This is a genomic window from Pseudoalteromonas sp. PSi26, assembly GCF_054960575.1.
Map to the genome: position 1 here is coordinate 333940 of NZ_JBHNYT010000002.1, position 20548 is coordinate 354487.

General features: G+C 39.9%; 17 protein-coding genes. 11 read left to right on the forward strand and 6 right to left on the reverse strand.

What is annotated here, in order from left to right; all coding sequences use genetic code 11:
* Genes ACFI34_RS03605 through ACFI34_RS03620 form a run of 4 tightly spaced genes read left to right on the forward strand, consistent with a single transcriptional unit; the run spans position 1 to position 5169 of the window.
* Positions 1-1002 carry a PilW family protein gene (locus tag ACFI34_RS03605; protein ID WP_462672435.1) on the forward strand — a complete coding sequence of 334 codons (1002 nt, stop codon included), beginning with the start codon at positions 1-3 and terminating at the stop codon, positions 1000-1002.
* Positions 990-1493 carry a pilus assembly PilX family protein gene (locus tag ACFI34_RS03610; protein ID WP_462672436.1) on the forward strand — a complete coding sequence of 168 codons (504 nt, stop codon included), beginning with the start codon at positions 990-992 and terminating at the stop codon, positions 1491-1493. The genes ACFI34_RS03605 and ACFI34_RS03610 overlap by 13 nt, the downstream gene beginning before the upstream one ends.
* Position 1494: 1 nt before the next feature.
* Entirely contained in the window at positions 1495-4743 is a 3249-nt protein-coding gene (locus ACFI34_RS03615) for a PilC/PilY family type IV pilus protein (protein WP_462672437.1), read from the forward strand.
* Between the two features lie 9 nt (positions 4744-4752).
* The gene (locus ACFI34_RS03620) at positions 4753-5169 is read left to right on the forward strand and encodes a type IV pilin protein (RefSeq protein ID WP_462672438.1); all 417 of its coding nucleotides are present in this window, start codon (positions 4753-4755) and stop codon (positions 5167-5169) included.
* Between the two features lie 2 nt (positions 5170-5171).
* Here the strand turns inward: ACFI34_RS03620 and ACFI34_RS03625 are convergent, their stop codons facing one another.
* Both ACFI34_RS03625 and ACFI34_RS03630 read right to left on the reverse strand, forming a co-directional pair.
* The gene (locus ACFI34_RS03625; RefSeq protein ID WP_462672439.1) at positions 5172-5699 is read right to left on the reverse strand and encodes a GspH/FimT family pseudopilin; all 528 of its coding nucleotides are present in this window, start codon (positions 5697-5699) and stop codon (positions 5172-5174) included.
* 78 nt (positions 5700-5777) lie between these two features.
* Positions 5778-6329, reverse strand: coding sequence for a GspH/FimT family pseudopilin (locus ACFI34_RS03630; protein ID WP_462672440.1), 552 nt, complete (start codon positions 6327-6329; stop codon positions 5778-5780).
* 158 nt (positions 6330-6487) lie between these two features.
* Here ACFI34_RS03630 and glnB point away from each other — a divergent pair, with 158 nt between their 5' ends.
* On the forward strand, positions 6488-6826 hold the full coding sequence (glnB, locus tag ACFI34_RS03635; RefSeq protein ID WP_006792790.1) for a nitrogen regulatory protein P-II: 339 nt from the start codon (positions 6488-6490) through the stop codon (positions 6824-6826).
* 56 nt (positions 6827-6882) lie between these two features.
* Here glnB and ACFI34_RS03640 read toward each other — a convergent pair whose 3' ends face one another.
* The gene (locus tag ACFI34_RS03640) at positions 6883-7647 is read right to left on the reverse strand and encodes an outer membrane protein assembly factor BamD (RefSeq protein ID WP_006792791.1); all 765 of its coding nucleotides are present in this window, start codon (positions 7645-7647) and stop codon (positions 6883-6885) included.
* A 141-nt stretch (positions 7648-7788) separates the two neighbouring features.
* On the opposite strand from ACFI34_RS03640, the gene rluD reads away from it, so the two are divergent.
* From rluD to clpB, 3 genes are all read left to right on the forward strand, one after another.
* A complete protein-coding gene (gene rluD, locus ACFI34_RS03645) occupies positions 7789-8766 on the forward strand; it encodes a 23S rRNA pseudouridine(1911/1915/1917) synthase RluD (RefSeq protein WP_006792792.1) in 978 nt (325 codons plus the stop codon).
* A complete protein-coding gene (gene pgeF, locus ACFI34_RS03650) occupies positions 8766-9497 on the forward strand; it encodes a peptidoglycan editing factor PgeF (protein WP_462672441.1) in 732 nt (243 codons plus the stop codon). The genes rluD and pgeF overlap by 1 nt, the downstream gene beginning before the upstream one ends.
* A 97-nt stretch (positions 9498-9594) precedes the next feature.
* Entirely contained in the window at positions 9595-12171 is a 2577-nt protein-coding gene (clpB, locus tag ACFI34_RS03655) for an ATP-dependent chaperone ClpB (RefSeq protein ID WP_058403463.1), read from the forward strand.
* Positions 12172-12235: 64 nt separating this feature from the next.
* Here the strand turns inward: clpB and ACFI34_RS03660 are convergent, their stop codons facing one another.
* Positions 12236-13783 carry a methyl-accepting chemotaxis protein gene (locus ACFI34_RS03660; RefSeq protein ID WP_462672467.1) on the reverse strand — a complete coding sequence of 516 codons (1548 nt, stop codon included), beginning with the start codon at positions 13781-13783 and terminating at the stop codon, positions 12236-12238.
* A gap of 430 nt (positions 13784-14213) precedes the next feature.
* On the opposite strand from ACFI34_RS03660, the gene gshA reads away from it, so the two are divergent.
* Together gshA and ACFI34_RS03670 are read left to right on the forward strand one after the other, a co-directional pair.
* Complete coding sequence (gene gshA / locus ACFI34_RS03665; protein WP_462672442.1) at positions 14214-15791, forward strand: glutamate--cysteine ligase; 1578 nt, start codon at positions 14214-14216, stop codon at positions 15789-15791.
* 135 nt (positions 15792-15926) lie between these two features.
* Entirely contained in the window at positions 15927-16541 is a 615-nt protein-coding gene (locus tag ACFI34_RS03670; protein WP_462672443.1) for a transglycosylase SLT domain-containing protein, read from the forward strand.
* A 43-nt stretch (positions 16542-16584) separates the two neighbouring features.
* On the opposite strand, the gene ACFI34_RS03675 is transcribed toward ACFI34_RS03670, so the two are convergent.
* Positions 16585-17856, reverse strand: coding sequence for an HlyC/CorC family transporter (locus ACFI34_RS03675; RefSeq protein WP_462672444.1), 1272 nt, complete (start codon positions 17854-17856; stop codon positions 16585-16587).
* A 61-nt stretch (positions 17857-17917) separates the two neighbouring features.
* A complete protein-coding gene (locus tag ACFI34_RS03680; RefSeq protein WP_006792799.1) occupies positions 17918-18724 on the reverse strand; it encodes a cytochrome C assembly family protein in 807 nt (268 codons plus the stop codon).
* A 249-nt stretch (positions 18725-18973) separates the two neighbouring features.
* Between ACFI34_RS03680 and ffh the strand changes: the two genes are divergently transcribed.
* Positions 18974-20353, forward strand: a complete 1380-nt coding sequence (ffh, locus tag ACFI34_RS03685; protein WP_006792800.1) for a signal recognition particle protein — start codon at positions 18974-18976, stop codon at positions 20351-20353.
* Positions 20354-20548 lie beyond the last annotated feature (195 nt).

Genomic DNA, 20548 nt, shown 5'->3' on the forward strand with positions numbered 1-20548 from the left:
ATGAAGCAAAAAGGGTTTACCCTTGTAGAAATGATGATCTCGCTTTTTATAGGTGGTTTAGTTCTTGGTGGCGTTATGTTTACCTACATTGGTATGAAAGTAACCACAAAAGACACCATGACCATAGGCGAGATCCAAGAGTCTGCGCGTCTTGCTATTAATATTATGCAGCGTGATATAGAACAAATTGGGTTTTGGGGCACATACTACGATGACTCATTTGTCGCAGGTAACACCACAAGGGCTTCAGCAACAACCCCTGCACCAGATTGCTTTGAAGGGGCTAATAATGGGAGTTTTCCTGATTTAGCGTCTACCACTAACTTTAGAACTATTTATGCAAAGGTTGCTGAAGAGTCTAAAGAACTAAATTGCGTGAGTAATCCCGTTAAAAGTACAGATATTTTACAGCTTAAGTTTTTACAAGGTAACCGCTTAACCGTAGGAGCTGGAGGAAACGAAACTCAAGCGGGTCAAAACTATTTTATTGCAGAGCAAGAAAAGGCGCAATTTGTTCGCGGCGTAGTCAATGCTGGTGCGCTAAATATTAATGCAACTGTTTGGCCTTATAGCCACCACGTTTATTACATTTCTGAGCAAACGTACAAGGTTAATAATAAAAATATTACTGTTCCTGCACTGATGAGAAAACGCTTGGTAGGGGCTAATATTTCTACAGAGACAATAATGGAAGGCGTAGAAAATATGCGCTTTGTTTTTGGCCTCGACACAAATAGTGACAGCCGCATTGATACCTATAAAAGTATCGGTGATATGGAACATTCAGACTGGGAAGACCGAAAGGGTATTTTAACCGTTCAAGTATTCTTATTAATAAGAGCTTTACAAGAAGACCCGGGCCTTAAATTAAAGAATCAAACATATACCTTGGGCGAAGACGATAATAAGCGTCAGTTAACATTTAATGACAGTTACAGACGTACCGTATTTACTACCACAATTCGATTAAACAACGTTGGATCAAACTTATGGCGTATTTAAAAAGCTCACCTACAAAACAGCAAGGTGTTGTGCTTATTACTGCATTAATTATGGTAATAGCCGTCACTGGTATTGCTGTAACACTGATGAGTAGCAGCAGTATTGACGTTAAAATTACAAATGCAGCGCAAGAGCGAGAAGTCGCTGAAAACGAACTTATTGGTGAAGTGCAAAGAATGATTTCTGATGAGGCTAATAAAGGAGCTGCAAACCAGTTTTTTTTAACGCCCGATGAAGTCTCACACCACTCTGGAGACAACGGTGAAGGTATGACAATTGCAACGCACGGCGATATGCAAAGTAAAATGATTAACTTAAATCAAGGTGCACTTGATTTAGAATGCCCAAGGCGATTTAACTTTACAGCAGGTATATCGTGCAACATGGTGCAAGTTGCCACGACTATTGAGTATGGCTCTAAAGCCAAGCACTCACTCACAATTGTGACAGGTGTAGCACAAGAAATGGCTAGCATAAGTAAGGGGATTTAATATGAATTTTAAATTAAACAAAGTGCTAGCAGCATTACTTGGCTTAGCGGTCAGTGCAACGGCAAGCGCAGAAGACATTGAGTTATATGTAAACCATAATGTAGACCTTGATGAAAAACCCCGTGTTTTGCTCATTTTCGATACCTCCGGAAGTATGGCTTTTTCATCTACTAATGGCAATGACTGTGGTTTTAATGAAAGCACTAATCTATACATTCATTGTCCTGATAGCCGTCTATCAGCTGCAAAAACTGCAATGAAAAAAGTAGTTAATGATAATGAAGAGATTGACTTTGGTTTAATGCGTTTTGTGGGGACATCAGGGGGCTATGTTGTTGAAGGTATAGGGAGCCCACACTCAGATATAACTTCATCAATTGATAGTTTGCCTGCCGATGGTGGTACGCCCTTATCTGAAACTCTTTGGGAAGCATATCTTTACATTACAGGCGGTAGTTTAGAATATGCAGAACCAGTAGAACGATCAAATAGAGATACGGCAATAGAAAACGAGGTAATAACTGGAAGAGAGCGTGTCCGACGGTGCAATAGGATAGGATGGTGTTGGGATCAATGGCAAAATACGTACAGCTACAATTATATTTCTCCTTTTGCCGACTCAACAGCAGAGGCAAAACGTTGTGATAATTCAGTAAATATCATTTATATGACTGATGGAGATCCTTCTCCTAGGTATGTTTATGACATTTATGGAAGGCGTTATATCAATGAAGATAGCGATAACGCTAGTGATAGTTCAATAAGTGACGCCCATAATGATTTTTTCAATACGCCCTTAGTTGAGAGTGATTATGTTTATGATAATTACCTGCACCAATTGGCTAAGGTAATTCACGGTACTAGTGATACAACAGTTGATTTGTATCCATCAACGCCTGATATCCATGAAACTGGACGCCTATATACGATAGGCTTTGGTTCAGGTATGAGTGAGGATGGACAAGAATTATTGCGTCAAGCCGCTCAATTAGGTGGTGGTGAAAATTTACCGGCCAGTACACCAGATCAACTTTCGGCATCATTAAACAGCGCAATTGCTCGCATTCGAGAGGTAAACGATAGTTTTTCATCCCCTTCAGTGGCCAGTAATAACGTAGACCAAACAAGAAGCCGTGACGCTATTTATTTTGCAATGTTTTATCCAGAAACTAATACTCGTTGGGGCGGCAATTTAAAAAAATTAAAAGTGTCTGGGAGCCAAATTGTTGACTCTACAGGAGCCAACGCACTTGACTCAAATGGTTTAATTGATACGGATGCAAAAACTTTCTGGTTACCTTCTGGGCAATCAGCGGACGGTAACCTTGTTGCGCAGGGCGGTGTTAATTATCACTTAAGTAGTTTAACAGGCAGTGATTTGGAAAACCGCCGTAAAATATATACTGATAAGCAAGGAGATATTGTCAGGTTTACTTCATCTAAAGTTAATGAAGTTTTAGACTTAGTTCCAGATAACTCTATTTTATTATCGGATTCTGATATCAAATGGACTATGGGAATAGACGTTGATGATGAAGATAAAGACAACAGTACTACAGATCAAAGACAAAATATTTTTGGTGATCCGCTTCACTCTAAACCTGTTGCATTAGATTATGGTAATAATGATATTCGTATTCTAATTGGTACTAATGCAGGTTTCTTACATATGTTTAAGGATGATGATGTTAATAACGCAGTGAGTGAAAGCTGGGCTTTTATTCCCTCTGAACTTTACGACATAATAAAACCCTTACGCACCAAAGAAACGGGTAAGAAATATGGCATGGATGGCCCTATAAGCGTTTACTTTAATAACAAAAGCTTAAACAGCGATGGGCTAAATGATGGAATTATTGACGCCAGTGGCGACGATAAAGTATGGGTGTTTGCAGGTATGCGCCGCGGTGGAGAAAACTACTATGCGCTTGATATTACCAACCCAGATGAGCCCAAAAAACTGTGGGATAACCCAATTGAAGGCGGTAAAGGTCAATTTCAAGAACTGGGACAGACGTGGTCTAAGCCGCAGATAGCTTATATTAAAGCATTTGGCGATAAACCATTACTTGTATTTGGAGCAGGTTACGACACAAATAAAGACGCGGTTATTAAAAGTAAAGATAGTGTAGGCCGAGGCATATACATTGTTGAGGCCGAAACAGGTAAACGAGTGTGGGCATTAACGCCTAACATTAATGGGTTTAAGGGCAAGCACAGCATTGCTGCAGATATTACTACGTTAGATTCTGACTATGACGGCTACATAGACAGAATATACGCGGCCGATACAGGCGGTGATGTGTGGCGTATAGATATGCCTGGCACAAACACCAATGATTTTAGCCATTTTAAACTGGCAGAACTTGGCAGTAACAAAGCAACAGAAGACAGACGCTTTTTTTACAAGCCACTTGTTGCGCGTACTATTTACAGTAAAGTATCAGAAACGACGATCAACAGTAAAAAAGTGATTACACGTTTGGATACACCTTATGATGCAATAGTTATAGGCAGTGGTAACCGCTCTAAACCAACGGGTACAAATGAGCAAGACCAACTGTTTATGATAAGAGATGAAAACACAGTTACACAAACGTTTAAAACTAACGCACCAGACACAATTAAACCAGATGATTTAATGCTGATGAACTCAGATCCATTTGGTAATGCCCTAGATGATGTGGACGATTTTGTAGACTTAGAAGTAGATTTAGCTAAATTTAATGGCTGGCGTTATGAGCTTGGTACCGGTGAAAAGTCATTAGCTGCTGCTACCGTGGTAGGCGGTGTTGCTTACTTTACAAGCTTTACACCCGCTTCGGACTCTGCAACAGAAAACCAATGTTCGCTTAGTGGCGGGGGGGGCTCATTGTATGCTTTCCACCTGCATTACGGGACAAAAGTGTATGACGACCTGAAATTTTCAACCAGTTACGATGTTCCAGATACACCGCAACTTTATTTTGGAGAAGGCCCTTCATGTGCCGATGGTAATGGCGATGGTAAGTGCGATGACAACCCAACGCTATCTGTAACACAAGAAAGCCAATTTTACCTCATTGGGCCGGGTATTAAAGGAGAAAATGCACAAAACCCAATGAAGCCAGTTGAGATCACAGGCCCTGGTTTAAATGTGGTTGATGGTAAAGTACAGCTTGTTAACCCTGATAATACATTAGGCTTTGGATTTAGAACGCAACAAACGTATATCTATAAGCGTGAAGAAAATGATGAAGTTGGAAATTAAGGAATAAAAATGAATAAGCAACGTGGATTTACCTTGATTGAGCTGATGATAGCGGTTGCAATTGTAGGCATACTTGCTTCAATTGCATTGCCCAATTACACAGAATACGTAAAGCGTGCTTCGCGCGCCGAAGCTGCTGCAGCATTATTAGATGCTGCAAACAAGGAGGAGCAGTATTTTGTCGATAATAGGGAATATACAGAGACATTTGCAGACTTAGGACTTCAAGATAAAACCGAAAATGGGCATTTTGAATTATCCATTGATGTCGTCGATGGCAATGCATTTACAATAAAAGCAAAGCCAATAGCAGGTGCTGTAAAGGGTGATAACGACTGTAATGAGTTATCTATTACCGATACAGGTCTAAAAGGCGCTAAAGGTGCTAAAGGTAACTCAGATATTGACTACTGCTGGGGCCGTTGAGTTTAATTTTTTTGGCACTTATCGGTTGATTTAATCCTTATTCTGCCCGTTTGACTTACCGATAAAGCCAGCCCTTCTAGGTTGGCTTTTTCATTTGGGCAGTAAATAAACGTCCCATTTTGAAAACCGTTTAATGAGCCATCAGGGCGAAACGTGATTGCAGTGCGAGGGTATTCAAGCGCATCAGCCTCATTTATTCTTTCAAAGGTACTAAGTAACAATTCATCGTCATCTAATGTTGTTGATTTATCTAGATCGATAAACAAAGACATTTGACCATCCCATTCATCTTTTGAGCATTCGCCTTCGTTTAACGAGCAAAGAGTAACGTAAGTACTATTTTCAATTGCGTAAAGTCGACCATAATTGATAGTTCGGTGCAGAAGGTTAACATGGTTCTCTAGCCGGTTTTTTGCTAGAAAATCTGGGTAATACCACATAGAGATTTGACTGATAATGCTTACCACAGCGAGTGTAAGCACTAGTTCAAGAAGCGTGATCCCTTTACATTTCGATATTGATAACCTCATCCCTGAAGTCCTAAATTAATTATCTTTTAATTTAGTTTAGTAAATGAATAAAATATGACAAGCTAAATTGGTTGTTTTTTAACCGCACGTTTTTGTGCTATCACCTAAGTAAAACGCTGTGCCCGATTGAGAAACGCTAAGGGCTTTATTGTTATCTGTGCCGTTGTTAGGGCAAAAAACAAACTCTCCTGGGTTTGTTGTAATTCGGCCACTGGTATTAAACCGTAGACGCCTTGAGTTACCTGTAAATTTAACTTTATCTTCTAGGCTAATTTTTTCCATAACGCGTAATAATGAGTCGGTAGATTTGTTGTAGTGGCCACTGTTATCAGAGTCGATAAAAACAATAATAATTTTATTCCTATCCCATCGGTTTCGGCATCGCATATTATCGTTTTGGTTTTTTACTTCACCATGTTGCGCTGCACATATTACAACTATTTCATCGGTGCTTGCAGCTTGAGAACGCGCGTAGCTAATGTTTCTTTTCAGCTCAAGTAAAAAGTTTTCAGCACGGTTCTCTTCTAACATGTCGCTACTATTCCAAAAAGCGATAGATGCTATAATGCCAACAATTGCGACGGTTACCATTAATTCTAAAAGTGTGAATCCTGATTGTTTAATCTTCATAACGATCTCATTTACAGCTAATTTTTGTATTACGATTCTTATATGACAAAATTATATCATGGCTGATTAATTTATCACCGTAATTCAATTGCTTTGTTTGCTATGAACCTTATGATTGTCTAAAATCGTGGCATCTAAGGCTTTAAAAAGTAATTAATATGAAAAAAATAGAAGCAATTATAAAACCGTTTAAACTTGATGATGTACGCGAGGCGCTGTCAGAGGTGGGCATTAACGGCATGACCGTGAGTGAAGTAAAAGGCTTTGGTCGTCAAAAAGGGCACACTGAGCTTTATCGTGGTGCTGAATATATGGTTGATTTTCTACCAAAAGTGAAGCTTGATATAGTACTTGCTGACGAAAGTGTAGATCGCGCGATTGAAGTTATTGTTAAAACTGCACAAACCGGAAAAATTGGTGACGGTAAAATATTTGTCACTGAGGTTGAGCGTGTGGTTCGTATTCGTACCGCAGAGGAAGATGAAGACGCAATCTAATTTAAGCTTAAATAGCTTAGGCAGTAAAAAGGCGCTTTAAAGCGCCTTTTTTGTATTTACTGTGTTCTTTTATTTAGCGCTTGTGCTTTTTTAGCGTTTTGACTTAATTCGGTTAAACCTAATTTTTCATAGCTTTTTTGCATCATATCAAGGGCTGCATTTAAATAACTACTTTGAGAGTAGTGTTCAACTACAAATTTACCACGGTTAGCAGCTGCTAAGTACGCTTCGCGCTCATAGTAGTATGTAGCTACTTTTAGCTCGTATCGTGCCATACGGTTTAATAACCATACCAAACGACGTTTTGCTTCTGGTGCGTAACCGCTTTGTGGAAAACGTTTTACAAGTGTTGATAAATCAGTAAAAGCAACGCGGGTTCTGTTCGCATCCCTGTCTGCTCTATCAATACCAAAGTATTCTTGGAACGCGTTTTTGTCTGCTTTAATATTTACCAAACCACGCATGTAATACATGTAATCTAGATCTTTATGATTTGGATTCAAACGGATAAAACGGTCAATGGTTGCTAATGCTTGTTCAGTGTTACCCGACTGGTAATGAGCATACACTAAATCCATTTGCACTTGTTTTGAAAATGGCCCAAATGGGTAGCGCGAATCAATCGCTGATAAAAGCTCAATTGCACGGGCATATAAACCTGAATCTAGTGTTTCTTTTGCATCTTCGTATAAAGCTTGTGCTGATCTATTTGGTACACGTTGAATGTCTTCTTGGTCAGGTGCTGACGAACAGGCACCTAAACTAAGTACCGAAACTGAAAAAACGATGGCAAATGCACGTTTCCCTATTTTATTTATCATTTTATTTGTTACCTTCGATGTCTTCGGCTAGGCCAAGTCGGTAAAACCGAGTAAACTATACGTATTATATTATGCTTTTATTAAAAGCGATTCTAACCCAGTCGAGGAAAGCTTGCACTGGTAAATTGGGTAAAGTTACGAATGACAGAGCAAATTTCTCTTCAAGCCGAGGTTCCAACCGACTTAGGTGGTAAACGTCTAGACCAAGTATTAGCACAATTGTTCCCTGATTATTCACGTTCACGTATAAAAACGTGGATTTTGGATGATAAAATCACCGTTGATGGCGAAATATTAAACACACCGCGTACAAAACTGTTAGGCGGTGAAGTTTTAAATGTTGAAACAACCATTGAGGCACCGCGTGAATACCTTGCACAAAATATCGACTTAAACATTGTTTATGAAGATGACCATATTTTAGTTATTAATAAACCTATGGGATTAGTGGTTCATCCTGGTGCTGGTAACCCAGATGGCACAGTGCTTAATGCATTATTACACCATTACCCTGACATTATTAATGTGCCACGAGCAGGTATTGTGCACCGCTTAGATAAAGATACAACAGGTTTAATGGTTGTTGCTAAAACAATTCAAGCGCAAACACACCTCGTTAAGGCACTACAAAAGCGTGAAAACTTCACTCGTGAATACGAAGCGCTTTGTAACGGCACTATGACAGCGGGTGGTATGGTTGAAAAACCAATTGGTCGTCATGCAACACAGCGTACTCATATGGCTGTGCATGAAATGGGTAAGCCTGCTATTACTCATTACCGTGTTGCTGAAAAATTTCGTGCGCATACGCGTTTGCGCTTGCGTTTAGAAACAGGCCGTACACACCAAATTCGTGTGCACATGGCTTATTTGAACCACCCATTAATTGGTGATCAGTCATATAACGGTCGTCCGCGTCCACCAAAGGGTGCAACACCGCAATTGTTCGAACTACTTAGAAGCTTTAAACGCCAAGCGTTACATGCGGTAAAGCTAAGTATTGCGCATCCAATCACGGGCGAAATGATGACGTGGCAAGCACCTATCCCAGATGATATGGTAGAAATGACGTTAGCACTTCGTGAAGATACTCAGGCTAACCCAGATATCGATAGATAATGCAGTTGCTATCAGCAAAATGGCAAAGCCTTCACAATGTGAGTACCCTTAGTACCACACGTGAAGGCGGCGTATCAAAGGCCCCATACAATAGTTTAAATTTGGGGCTTCATGTTAATGATAGCCACGCTGATGTATTACAAAACCGCTTAGTACTCAATAATATCCTCCCAAAGCCAGCTATCTGGCTGAATCAAATACACAGTGCAAATGTAATTACAGTTGATCAGCAGTTTGATTTTAATAAATTATATGATGCCGATGCACTCTATACGCGTTTAGTTGACCAACCTTTGGCTATAATGACTGCCGATTGCCTACCTATATTACTTGCGAGTAATGATGGGACCGAGGTGGCGGCTATTCACGGAGGTTGGCGAGGGTTAGAACAAGGTATTATTCAAAATACACTTAAATGCTTTAACGCTGAACCACAAAATATACATGTATGGCTTGGCCCTGCAATAGGGCCTGATCAGTTTGAGGTTGGTGTAGAGGTTTTTGAAGCATTTAATAGTCAATCGCCTTTATTCTCAGTAGCATTCAAGCCGCAACCCAATAACAAGTATTATGCTGATATATACGGTATTGCGCGTATTTTATTATCACAGCTAGGGGTAATAAATATTGCTGGTGGTGAGTACTGTACAGTTTCTCAATCACATTTATTTTTCTCTTATCGTCGCGATGGCCGAACAGGGCGTATGGCAAGTTTGATCTGGCGCAAGTAATTAACTATTTAACGAATTAATTTTCTTTAGCACCTTGAACAAATCGTGCAACATACCCATTTATTAATCAATTAGATTTTTTAATAGGTAACCCCTCATGCGTTTAGATAGATTTACAAGTAAATTTCAATCTGCGCTTTCTGATGCGCAATCACTTGCCCTAGGCCGTGATCATCAATTTATTGAACCCGTTCACCTAATGTATGCACTTCTCCAACAGAGTGGTTCAAGCGTTCGTGCCTTGTTTGCTCAAACTGGTGTAAGTGCAGACGAGCTTAATACAAAGTTATCCCAAGAAATAGAGAAGCTATTCAAAGTTGAAGGCGTTGGGGGCGATGTACAGTTATCCAATAATATGGCTACGCTTATAAATTTATGTGATAAGTACGCTCAAAAGCGCAAAGATAAATTTATTTCTAGTGAGTTATTTGTTCTTGCTGCGTGCGATGACAAAGGCCCGCTTGGGGATATATTGAGATCGCTTAATATTACTGCTACAAAAATAGAAAGCGCCATAAAAGCAATTCGTGGGGGTCAAAAAGTTGATGATCCGAATGCGGAAGAAACGCGCCAAGCTTTAGAAAAGTATACGATTGATTTAACCGAACGTGCAGAGCAAGGCAAGCTTGACCCCGTTATAGGTCGAGACGACGAAATACGCCGTACCATTCAGGTATTACAGCGCAGAACTAAAAACAACCCGGTACTTATTGGCGAGCCTGGGGTGGGTAAAACCGCCATAGCTGAAGGCTTAGCGCAGCGCATTATTAATGGTGAAGTACCAGAGGGATTAAAAAACAAACGTGTACTGTCACTTGATTTAGGAGCCTTGGTTGCTGGTGCTAAATTTAGAGGTGAATTTGAAGAGCGTTTAAAATCGGTTTTAAACGAGTTGGCAAAAGAAGAAGGCCAAGTCATCTTATTCATTGATGAAATTCATACCATTGTAGGTGCAGGTAAAAGCGATGGCGCAATGGATGCGGGTAATATGTTAAAACCTGCACTAGCACGTGGTGAACTCCATTGTGTAGGCGCAACGACCTTAGATGAATACCGTAAATACATAGAAAAAGATGCTGCCCTTGAGCGCCGATTTCAAAAAGTGTTAATTGAAGAGCCCTCAGTTGAGGACACAATTGCAATTTTACGCGGATTAAAAGAACGCTACGAACTGCACCATTCAGTTGAAATTACCGACCCTGCAATTGTTGCTGCCGCGCAGTTATCGCACCGTTATATTAGCGACCGCCAGCTTCCCGATAAAGCAATAGATTTAATTGATGAAGCAGGTTCTTCTATTCGTTTGCAAATTGATTCCAAGCCGGAATCATTAGATAAGCTTGAGCGCCGCATTATTCAGTTAAAACTTGAAGATAATGCTCTCGCTAAAGAAAAAGATGAGGCGAGTCAAAAACGCCGTAGTGAAATGCAAGAGCTTATAACCGATCTTGATGGCCAATACCGCGAACTCGATGAAATTTGGAATGCAGAAAAAGCATCACTGCAAGGTACGCAAGTAATTAAAGCGGAGCTTGAGCAAGCTCGGCTTGATTTAGACGTTGCTCGCAGAGCAAGTGATTTACAGCGCATGTCTGAGTTGCAATATGGTCGTATCCCCGAGCTTGAACGCAAATTAGACTTAGCGTCACAAGCCGAAATGCAAGACATGACACTGCTTAAAAACCAAGTAGGCGAAGATGAAATTGCAGAAATACTCTCTCGTTGGACAGGTATACCTGTGTCTCGCATGCTACAGGGGGAACGTGAAAAACTGCTGCAAATGGAAGATAAACTGCATAGTAAAGTAATAGGGCAAGACGAGGCGGTTGTTGCAGTATCTAATGCCATTCGTCGCTCCCGAGCAGGGCTTGCTGATCCTAACCGGCCGATTGGTTCATTTTTGTTTTTAGGGCCAACAGGCGTAGGTAAAACCGAGCTGACTAAAGCGCTTGCTGGTTTTATGTTTGATACCGAAGATGCCATGGTGCGTATTGATATGTCTGAGTTTATGGAAAAACATTCTGTTGCCCGTTTAGTAGGTGCGCCTCCTGGGTACGTAGGGTATGAAGAAGGGGGCTACTTAACAGAAGCTGTTCGCCGTAAACCATACTCGGTCATATTGCTTGATGAAATAGAAAAAGCACACCCTGACGTTTTCAATATTTTATTACAAGTACTTGATGATGGCAGGTTAACAGATGGACAAGGGCGTACTGTTGATTTTAAAAATACCGTGATCATCATGACCTCAAATTTAGGTTCAGATATTATTCAAGAGCAGGCGGGTAATAATGATTACGCAACACTTAAATCAAAAGTAATGGATGTATTGATCAGTGAATTCAGACCTGAGTTTATAAACCGCATTGACGAAACCGTGGTATTTCATCCGCTAGCGAATCAGCACATTAAAGAGATTGCTGATATTCAGTTAATGAAGTTACGTGAACGTTTAACTGAGATGGGGTACTTACTAGAAATTAGCGATGCGGCGCTTGATACTATTGCTGCAAGTGGGTTTGATCCTGTATACGGCGCACGTCCATTAAAACGAGCCATTCAACAAACGATTGAAAACCCATTGGCACAAAAGTTACTTAATGGTGATTACATTCCAGGATGTGTCATTGTTATTGATGCTGGCAGCGATGGGTTAGTATTTACTAGCCGGTAAATAATTATAAAAACCGCTTAGTTGTCTATCTCCTATAGCTAAGCGGTTTTTTAACCTATAATGTCTATACTTTAAAAGTTAATAGCAAGTCATTTACTTTTCGTGAGCCTTCAACCAGTTCTGCTGCACCTTTAGCTACTTCAAAGCTTAAACTCAAATTGTTATCGCCAAAGGCCTTAATATCAGTCACATTGTTGCTGATATCGTTACTCACCATTTGTTGCTCTTCTGCTGCAGACGATATTTGAATGGCTAAATGAGATATTTCACTAATTTGAGAAAAGATGCCTTCTAGTTCCACTTGCGTTTTTTCTGTGGTGCTTACGCAATTATCGGCTTGCTCTTTTGTGTCTTGCATCACTTTTGACCAGCTAAATAAAGTATCTTGTATTTCTTTTATTGAGCTGTGAATTTGTGTTGTAGCACTTTGTGTACGAGACGATAAAGTTCTTACTTCATCGGCAACGACAGCAAACCCTCTGCCATGTTCACCCGCTCTAGCTGCTTCTATTGCTGCGTTAAGTGCAAGTAAGTTTGTTTGATCTGCAATGCCTTCAATTTCACTCATTACTTGACCAATCTTGTCAGCTTCTGAGGCCAAGCTACTTGCGGTGGTTGCTGCATGTTCAACTTGCACTGCTAGTTCAGAAATCATGTTAATATTATCGGCAATGTGTATTTTGATTTCAGAGCAGCTGCTATGTGTTGCGTTTATTTTATCTGCCGTTTCAGCTGTGTTTACTGAGATTTCACCAATAGTCGATCCCATTTGAGTCATCGCAGATGCAATCTGCTCCAAGCGCTCACCCTGAGAAGCAATTCCTTGCTCTGTAAGTGTTGATTGTTTGTCTAAATTAGTCGCAATACTATTAAAGTTAAGAGTTGAGTCTTTCATACGGCCAAGCACCGTACGTAATTTTGCATTTAACAGTTGTTCTTTATAATCACTAACGCTATGGGCTGTGGTGCCGCTGTAAATATAGCGAGAAACAGAGTCCGATTTCGCTTTATGCTCTCGCAATATTTTTGGGGTTGCAACAAGCTCATCATAGTTTAAGGCGACTACTAATATACAAACAATAATGTTAAGTAAAGTAATGGCTATTGGAGCAAATACCACAGAGCTTATTAACCAAAGTAACACACACGCGATGGTGATACTCTGCCTTATTCCGGTTTGTTCGCGAATACTGAATAATGATTTATTAGCATTAAGGGTGTTGTATAAGCTTTGCGCTTTGTTTTTGAGTGCTTGACTCGGTTTTGTTCTTACTGATTGGTAGCCAACCAGCTGGCCATGTTCAAAAATTGGTGTAACAAAAGCGTCAACCCAATAGTAGCGACCATCTTTACAGCGGTTTTTTACCATACCGCGCCAAGAGTGACCTTGCTTTAATGTTTCCCACATTTCTTTGAACGCCGCTTTGGGCATATCTGGGTGGCGAACTATATTATGATTTTTGCCAACAAGCTCTTGTATTGAGTAACCAGCAACGGTACAAAATTCTGTATTAGCGTAGGTAATAACACCGCGTAAATCGGTTGTTGAAACAAGCTCTTGTGATTCATCAAAATGAACTTCTTCATTAATTAGTGTTTTATTACTGTGCATTGTATTCACTATCACCCTTTTTGATTAACTGAAGTATATTCAGTTATTTATACAAAGCAAAATTACAGTTCGTTTATGTTTATATTTAAGGTAAATCTAATGCTTTATTGATCTGTATCAAGTTTTTTTAAGTTAACAATGTTTACCAAATAAAGTTTGAATTGTTTATTATTAATTACAGGTCTTTTGAACAGCTTGGTTTAATACTGCTTTATTAGCAAATAGCTACGTAAAGCAATTGTATAAAGTGAATAGCAATGGCAAGATTACAGCATCATTGCATGAAGATAGTTATATCAAGCGTATGCCCAAATCATGGATATGAGGACTAACTGAAAAAACTATATTGTTCTTAACAATTTAATCTTGAGTAATTGGTAATTAGTCCCCATAACCCTATGATTACGCCACGTGGCCTGAGGAAATATTTTTGACAACACATGATCTAACAAATGCGCTTAACGCGTTATCAACTGGTGAACACCAAAACGCAATTAAAGGCATTAAGCGTGGTATTGAAAGAGAGTCGCTAAGAATACAAAGTAATGGTGCTATATCTCCTCAAGGTCATCCAAAAGGCGTGGGGAGTGCACTAACCAATGGTCATATAACGACTGATTTTTCTGAATCTTTACTTGAGTTTATTACACCGGTTAGCGAGTCATCAACGCAAACCCTAAAGCAGCTGCGCGATCTTCAAAAGTTCACGCTTGAAAATATGGGTGACGAATTGCTTTGGCCCATCAGTATGCCGTGCTTCATCAACCACCAAGACGATATCGTACTTGCTCAGTTTGGTAGCTCCAACATAGGTAAAATGAAAACGCTTTACCGTGAAGGGCTAAAAAATCGATACGGCAGTATGATGCAGGCCATTGCCGGAGTGCATTTTAATATCTCTTTTCCAGAGTCTCTTTGGAGGTCTCTGCATTCGTTAAAGCAAAGTAGTACGAGTTTGCAGGATTTTATATCTGATGGTTATTTATCGCTGATAAGAAACTTCAAACGCGAGCTGTGGCTTATTAGTTATATGTTTGGCGCATCGCCTGCCTTGTGCAACTCATTTTTGCAAGGTCGTAAAACAGATTTACCGTTTAAAAAGTTAGGTAAAGGTACCTTGTATTTAGAGGTGGGCACTGCACTGCGTTTAGGCAACTTAGGTTACACAAACAGCGCACAATCGTCCTTGCGTGTTATGTATAACTCGCTTGATGAATATGTTGCTGGTTTGAAAAAGGCTATCAATACGCCATCAGATATATACAGCGACATTGACGACTATACTAGCGAACAGCCAAAACAGTTAAATAAAAATATTCTGCAAATAGAAAATGAATTTTATTCGCCAATTCGCCCTAAACGTAATGCTAACAGTGGTGAGACGCCAACAGATGCATTATTGAGAGCGGGTATAGAATATGTTGAAATTCGTGCATTAGACGTAAACCCATTTAGTGAAGTGGGTATCGATATAGAGCAAATTCACTTTTTAGATGTATTTTTAACGTATTGCTTATTAAAAGATTCACCAAACATGGATTGGAAAGAACAGGCTTGCAGTACTGAAAATTTAGATGTGGTTGTAAATCAGGGTAGAGAGCAAGGGTTGATGCTCAACGACAATAATACTCCGCGTAGCCTGCAATCTTGGGGGAATCAAATATTTGCTCAATTAACTGATGTTGCAAAGTGGATGGATAACGCTTATGGCGTAAGTTATTACTCTGAAACAATTGAGCGCATGAGCATGTGGGTTAATGATCCTTCGCTCACTTACTCTGGGCGATATGTAGCCAAACTAAAAGAGTCAGGTTTAGACAATGGTCACTTTGCCTTAGACTTAGCAAACAAGTATAAGCAAAGCCACATAGACACAGATTACAGTGAGTTTTTAAAGCCGTGGCTCGAGCAGCAAGTTGAGCGGTCAAATGAAGCGCAGCGTAATATAGAAAATGCAGATGTCCAGTCGTTTACAGTGTTTTTAGATGAGTATTTTCATAAAAACTGATGCCCAAGATGCACGCAAAAAAAACGCAGCCAAATATGGCTGCGTAAATAATATTCAGGGATGAAACAATGCTATACAGCTGCATTAATTATTACGACCGACACTTTTTATAAAAGTTCAGTGAGAACACAAAAAATGATCAAAAAAGCACTTATTTTATCTCTCACTCTCGCTTTTACTCTTGTCGGGTGTGCTACAGCGCCACCTAAACAGCCAAATGATCTTTGTAAAATTTTTGAAGAAAAGCCTGACTGGTATCGTGATGCAAAAGACGCGCAAGACAAGTGGGGCTCTCCTAAACATGTACTCATGAGCATGATGTATCAAGAAAGTTCGTTTAAGCACGATGCAGCTCCGCCTATGGAATATTTTTTATGGATCATACCAACAGGTAGAGCAAGCTCAGCCTACGGTTATTCACAAGCTAAAACGCCTACTTGGGCTGATTACGTTCGTGAAACAGGTAACAGCGGGGCAGATAGGGATGACTTTGATGATGCAATCGACTTTATGGCGTGGTTTGTTTATAAAACGCATAAAGTAAACGGCATTTCAAAATGGGATGCTTACGCACAATATCTTAATTATCATGAAGGCTGGGGTGGGTATAAACGTGGCACATATAAGAAGAAAAAATGGTTAATGAGCGTAGCCAACAAAGTAAAAAATAGAGCAAGTCGTTATGGCACGCAATTAAAGCGATGTGAAGATGAGCTTGATAAAGGCTGGTTAGAGCGGTTATTTACTTAATCGGACAACAGCGTAAATAAGGAGCCTTATGGCTCCTTATTTATTATTGGCGAGTACGCTTTTTAGGTTGTATTTTAACCAATTTAATCATGTTTTCTTTTACTTCGAGTACTTCTAATGGGTATCCCGCAATACGTAAGCTAATATTTGCGTCAGGAATATCTTCTAAATATTCAACAATTAAGCCGCTCAATGTTTTAGGGCCATCAAGAGGAAAGTCCCATTCCATTTCTTTATTTAAGTCACGGACGTTTGCGCCACCATCTACAATAAACGAGCCATCAGGTTGTGTTGTCACTTCTTCACTTGGCGTACGTGTTTGAGTGGTTGTGAAATCGCCGACCACTTCTTCTAAAATGTCTTCAAGGGTTACTAGGCCTTGAATATCGCCGTATTCATCAACAACTATACCAATTCGCTCTTTTGATTGTTGAAACTTAAATAGTTGTGTATTTAACGATGTGCCTTCGGGGATAAAGTAAATTTCGCGAACTGCACGCAATAGTGACGGTTTGTCAAATTGCTCTTTTGTTAAAAGTCGCAGTGCATCACGTGAGTGAATAAAACCGACAGCATCATCAATATTATCGCGATACAACAAAACACGTGTATGTTGCGCATGTGTTAGCTGGCGGCTAATTACTTTCCAATCGTCGTTTATATCAATCGCCACAATTTCGTTACGTGGAATCATAATGTCTTCAACAGTAACTTGCTCTAGATCTAATATAGAAGTTAGCATGCTTTGGTGACGAGCAGGTAATAAAGCACCTGATTCGTTCACGACTGTTTTTAATTCTTCTTTGCTCATGCTGTGCTCATCGATTTGAGCTGCACTAATACCAAATAAACGTAATATTCCGTTAGTTAGCCAGTTAACAACTACAACAAACGGAAACATGATTTTCAGTAAGCCTTTGAGTACCACTGAGCTTGGAAAGGCTACTTTTTCGGGGTAAAGGGCTGCGAGTGTTTTAGGCGTAACTTCAGCAAAAATAAGCACTACCAAGGTAAGTACACCTGTTGCTATTGCGATACCTAAATCACCGTATAGGCGGATACCTATAATAGTGGCAACTTGAGCTGCGGCTATATTTACTAGGTTGTTACCAATTAAAATGAGGCCAATAAGCCTATCGGGACGGCTAAGTAATTTACTGACTCGTTTAGCTGCACGGTGATCTTGCTTTGCAAGATGTCGCAGGCGTATACGATTGATTGACATAATCCCAGTTTCAGAACCAGAAAAATAAGCAGAAAAAAGTACCAATAATCCTAATGTGATAAACAGGGTACTTGTCGATATGTCGTCCAACGATGGATCCTTTTTTTATAAATCAATGCGTATTAAGCTAGAGTGAGCAACTAGAGTCAAGTTAAAACTTGTTTAGTACGACTTCTTGTACAAAACGGCTGCCAAAATAAGCTAATGTGAGGACAAATGCTGCAACCATGATGGTAATTACCACAGGTTTACCACGCCAGCCTTGTTTAATATGGCCAAGGGCGACTACAACAAAAATAGCCCATGCCACCAACGAAAGTATGGTTTTATGAATAAACTCTTTGGCAAACATGCCATCGAGGAATACAAACCCGCACACGAGTGCGATTGTAAGCAGCGCAGTACCAAGATTAAGCAGTTGATAAAGCTGGCGCTCAACAACCATCAACGGAGGTAAATGGCTATGCACAATGGCGAGGTCTTTGCGCTTAAGGCGTTTATCTATAAAGTAAAATTGCACGCCGTATAAGGTTGCAATAATTAAGATACAGTAAGCGAGTAGGGAAAGTGATATATGGGCAACCAAACCAAGCTCAACATCTATACTTTGCAGCAATATATGATGGGGTATAAATAAGCTTGCAACAGATAAAAGCGCTGCAAAGCCATACACTACGGGCAATAATAAAGTGGCTGGAAATTTTAAGGAGACAGCTGTTACAGACACAACAATAACCCAACAGGTTAGCAGTGCGACATTTACAATGCTTAGATCTTGACCGTCAGAACGAAACACCGAGTTCACCAATAACAACATATGCGCCAATATAGCGACGGTACTCAAGATAACAGTTACTTTTTGGTTTGGGCCTTGTTTATGAAAAAGCCGTGAAAGCACGTGTGACGTTGCTAACACATAAAATAAACTGGTGATAATAGTTAAACTGATGATCAGCATTTTGCTTGGGCCACTTAATTTGAGTCAAAAAATCCTTGCAAGTACAAACGCATTGTATTTTATAGCAACGCAAATGAATAGACCTTAAAAAAGAAACTTAATTCACTGCACTTGAACACTGTATTGTCCACCACTATTTACGGTATACTGTTTTTAATTCAAATTTAATAATATCAATGTCATTAGTCGAGCTAGTAGCTAAATCGGCTGAGTAATTAAATTGGTATAACGTTTTATCGGAACCGATACATGTTTGAGAATCTCCAAGAACGATTAGGTAAAACCTTAAAAAATATCAGTGGCCGTGGCCGCCTAACAGAAGACAACATTAAAGATACTCTTCGCGAAGTGCGCATGGCCTTTTTGGAAGCCGATGTGGCTTTGCCAGTTGTTCGCGATTTTGTAAAGCAAGTTAAAGAACGTGCAGTGGGGGTTGAGGTAACTAAAAGCTTAACGCCTGGACAAGTGTTTGTAAAAATTGTACGTGAAGAGCTTGAAAAAGCGATGGGCGAAGCAAACGAAGAGCTGAGCTTAAACGCACAACCGCCAGCCGTTGTTATGATGGCTGGTTTGCAAGGTGCCGGTAAAACGACCAGTGTTGGTAAACTTGCTAAGTTTTTAAAAGAGCGCAAGAAAAAATCAGTGCTTGTTGTTAGTGCCGACGTTTATCGTCCTGCAGCAATAAAGCAGCTTGAAACGTTAGCCACAGAAGTTGATGTAGATTTCTTTCCAAGTGATATTTCACAAAAGCCAGTTGATATTGCTACTGCGGCTATTACACACGCCAAAAAGAAATTTATTGATGTTGTATTAGTTGATACAGCGGGTCGCTTGCATGTGGATAGCGACATGATGGATGAGATTAAAGATCTTCATTCAGCTATCAACCCAATTGAAACATTATTTGTTGTTGATGCTATGACGGGTCAAGATGCGGCAAATACTGCAAAAGCATTTGACGAAGCTCTGCCACTTACTGGTGTGATATTAACTAAAACAGATGGTGACGCCCGAGGCGGTGCTGCTTTATCTATTCGTCATATTACAGGTAAACCCATTAAGTTTATGGGTGTGGGTGAACGTACAGACGCACTTGAACCTTTCCACCCTGACCGAATTGCATCGCGAATTTTAGGCATGGGTGATGTACTTTCATTAATCGAAGAAGTCGAAATGAAAGTGGATAAAGAGCAAGCTGCCAAAGTTGCCGAAAAAGTATTTAAAGGCGCAGGCTTTACGCTGGATGACTTTGCTGACCAGTTAAAGCAAATGAAAAATATGGGCGGCATGATGTCGATGCTTGATAAACTTCCTGGTATGTCTAATTTACCTGACGCGGTAAAAGGTCAGATGGGTGATAAAACCTTCATTCAAATGGAGGCTATCATCAGCTCTATGACAAAACAGGAGCGAGCTCGTCCAGAAATCATTAAAGGGTCGCGTAAAAAACGTATTGCAGCAGGTTCTGGCACACAGGTACAAGAGATCAATAAGTTGCTTAAACAATTTACGCAGATGCAAAAAATGATGAAAAAAATGAAAGGCAAAGGCGGGATGCAAAAAATGATGCGCGGTATGAAAGGCATGTTGCCACCGGGCATGATGGGCGGCGGCGGTCCAAAATTTTAGATTTTTAGTAAGCGTTGCACTTAAATTAATCACAACGCATACAAAAAAGGAGCAAATTGCTCCTTTTTTGTTGAATAATTTATGCACTCGGTACTGCATTAACTCTAATTTTTAGCCTAGATCACGGTTTAACCTACTAAACTGGCTTTTTGCTTCACTTCTTACTTGCGTTATTGCTAAAAACTCGTACAATTC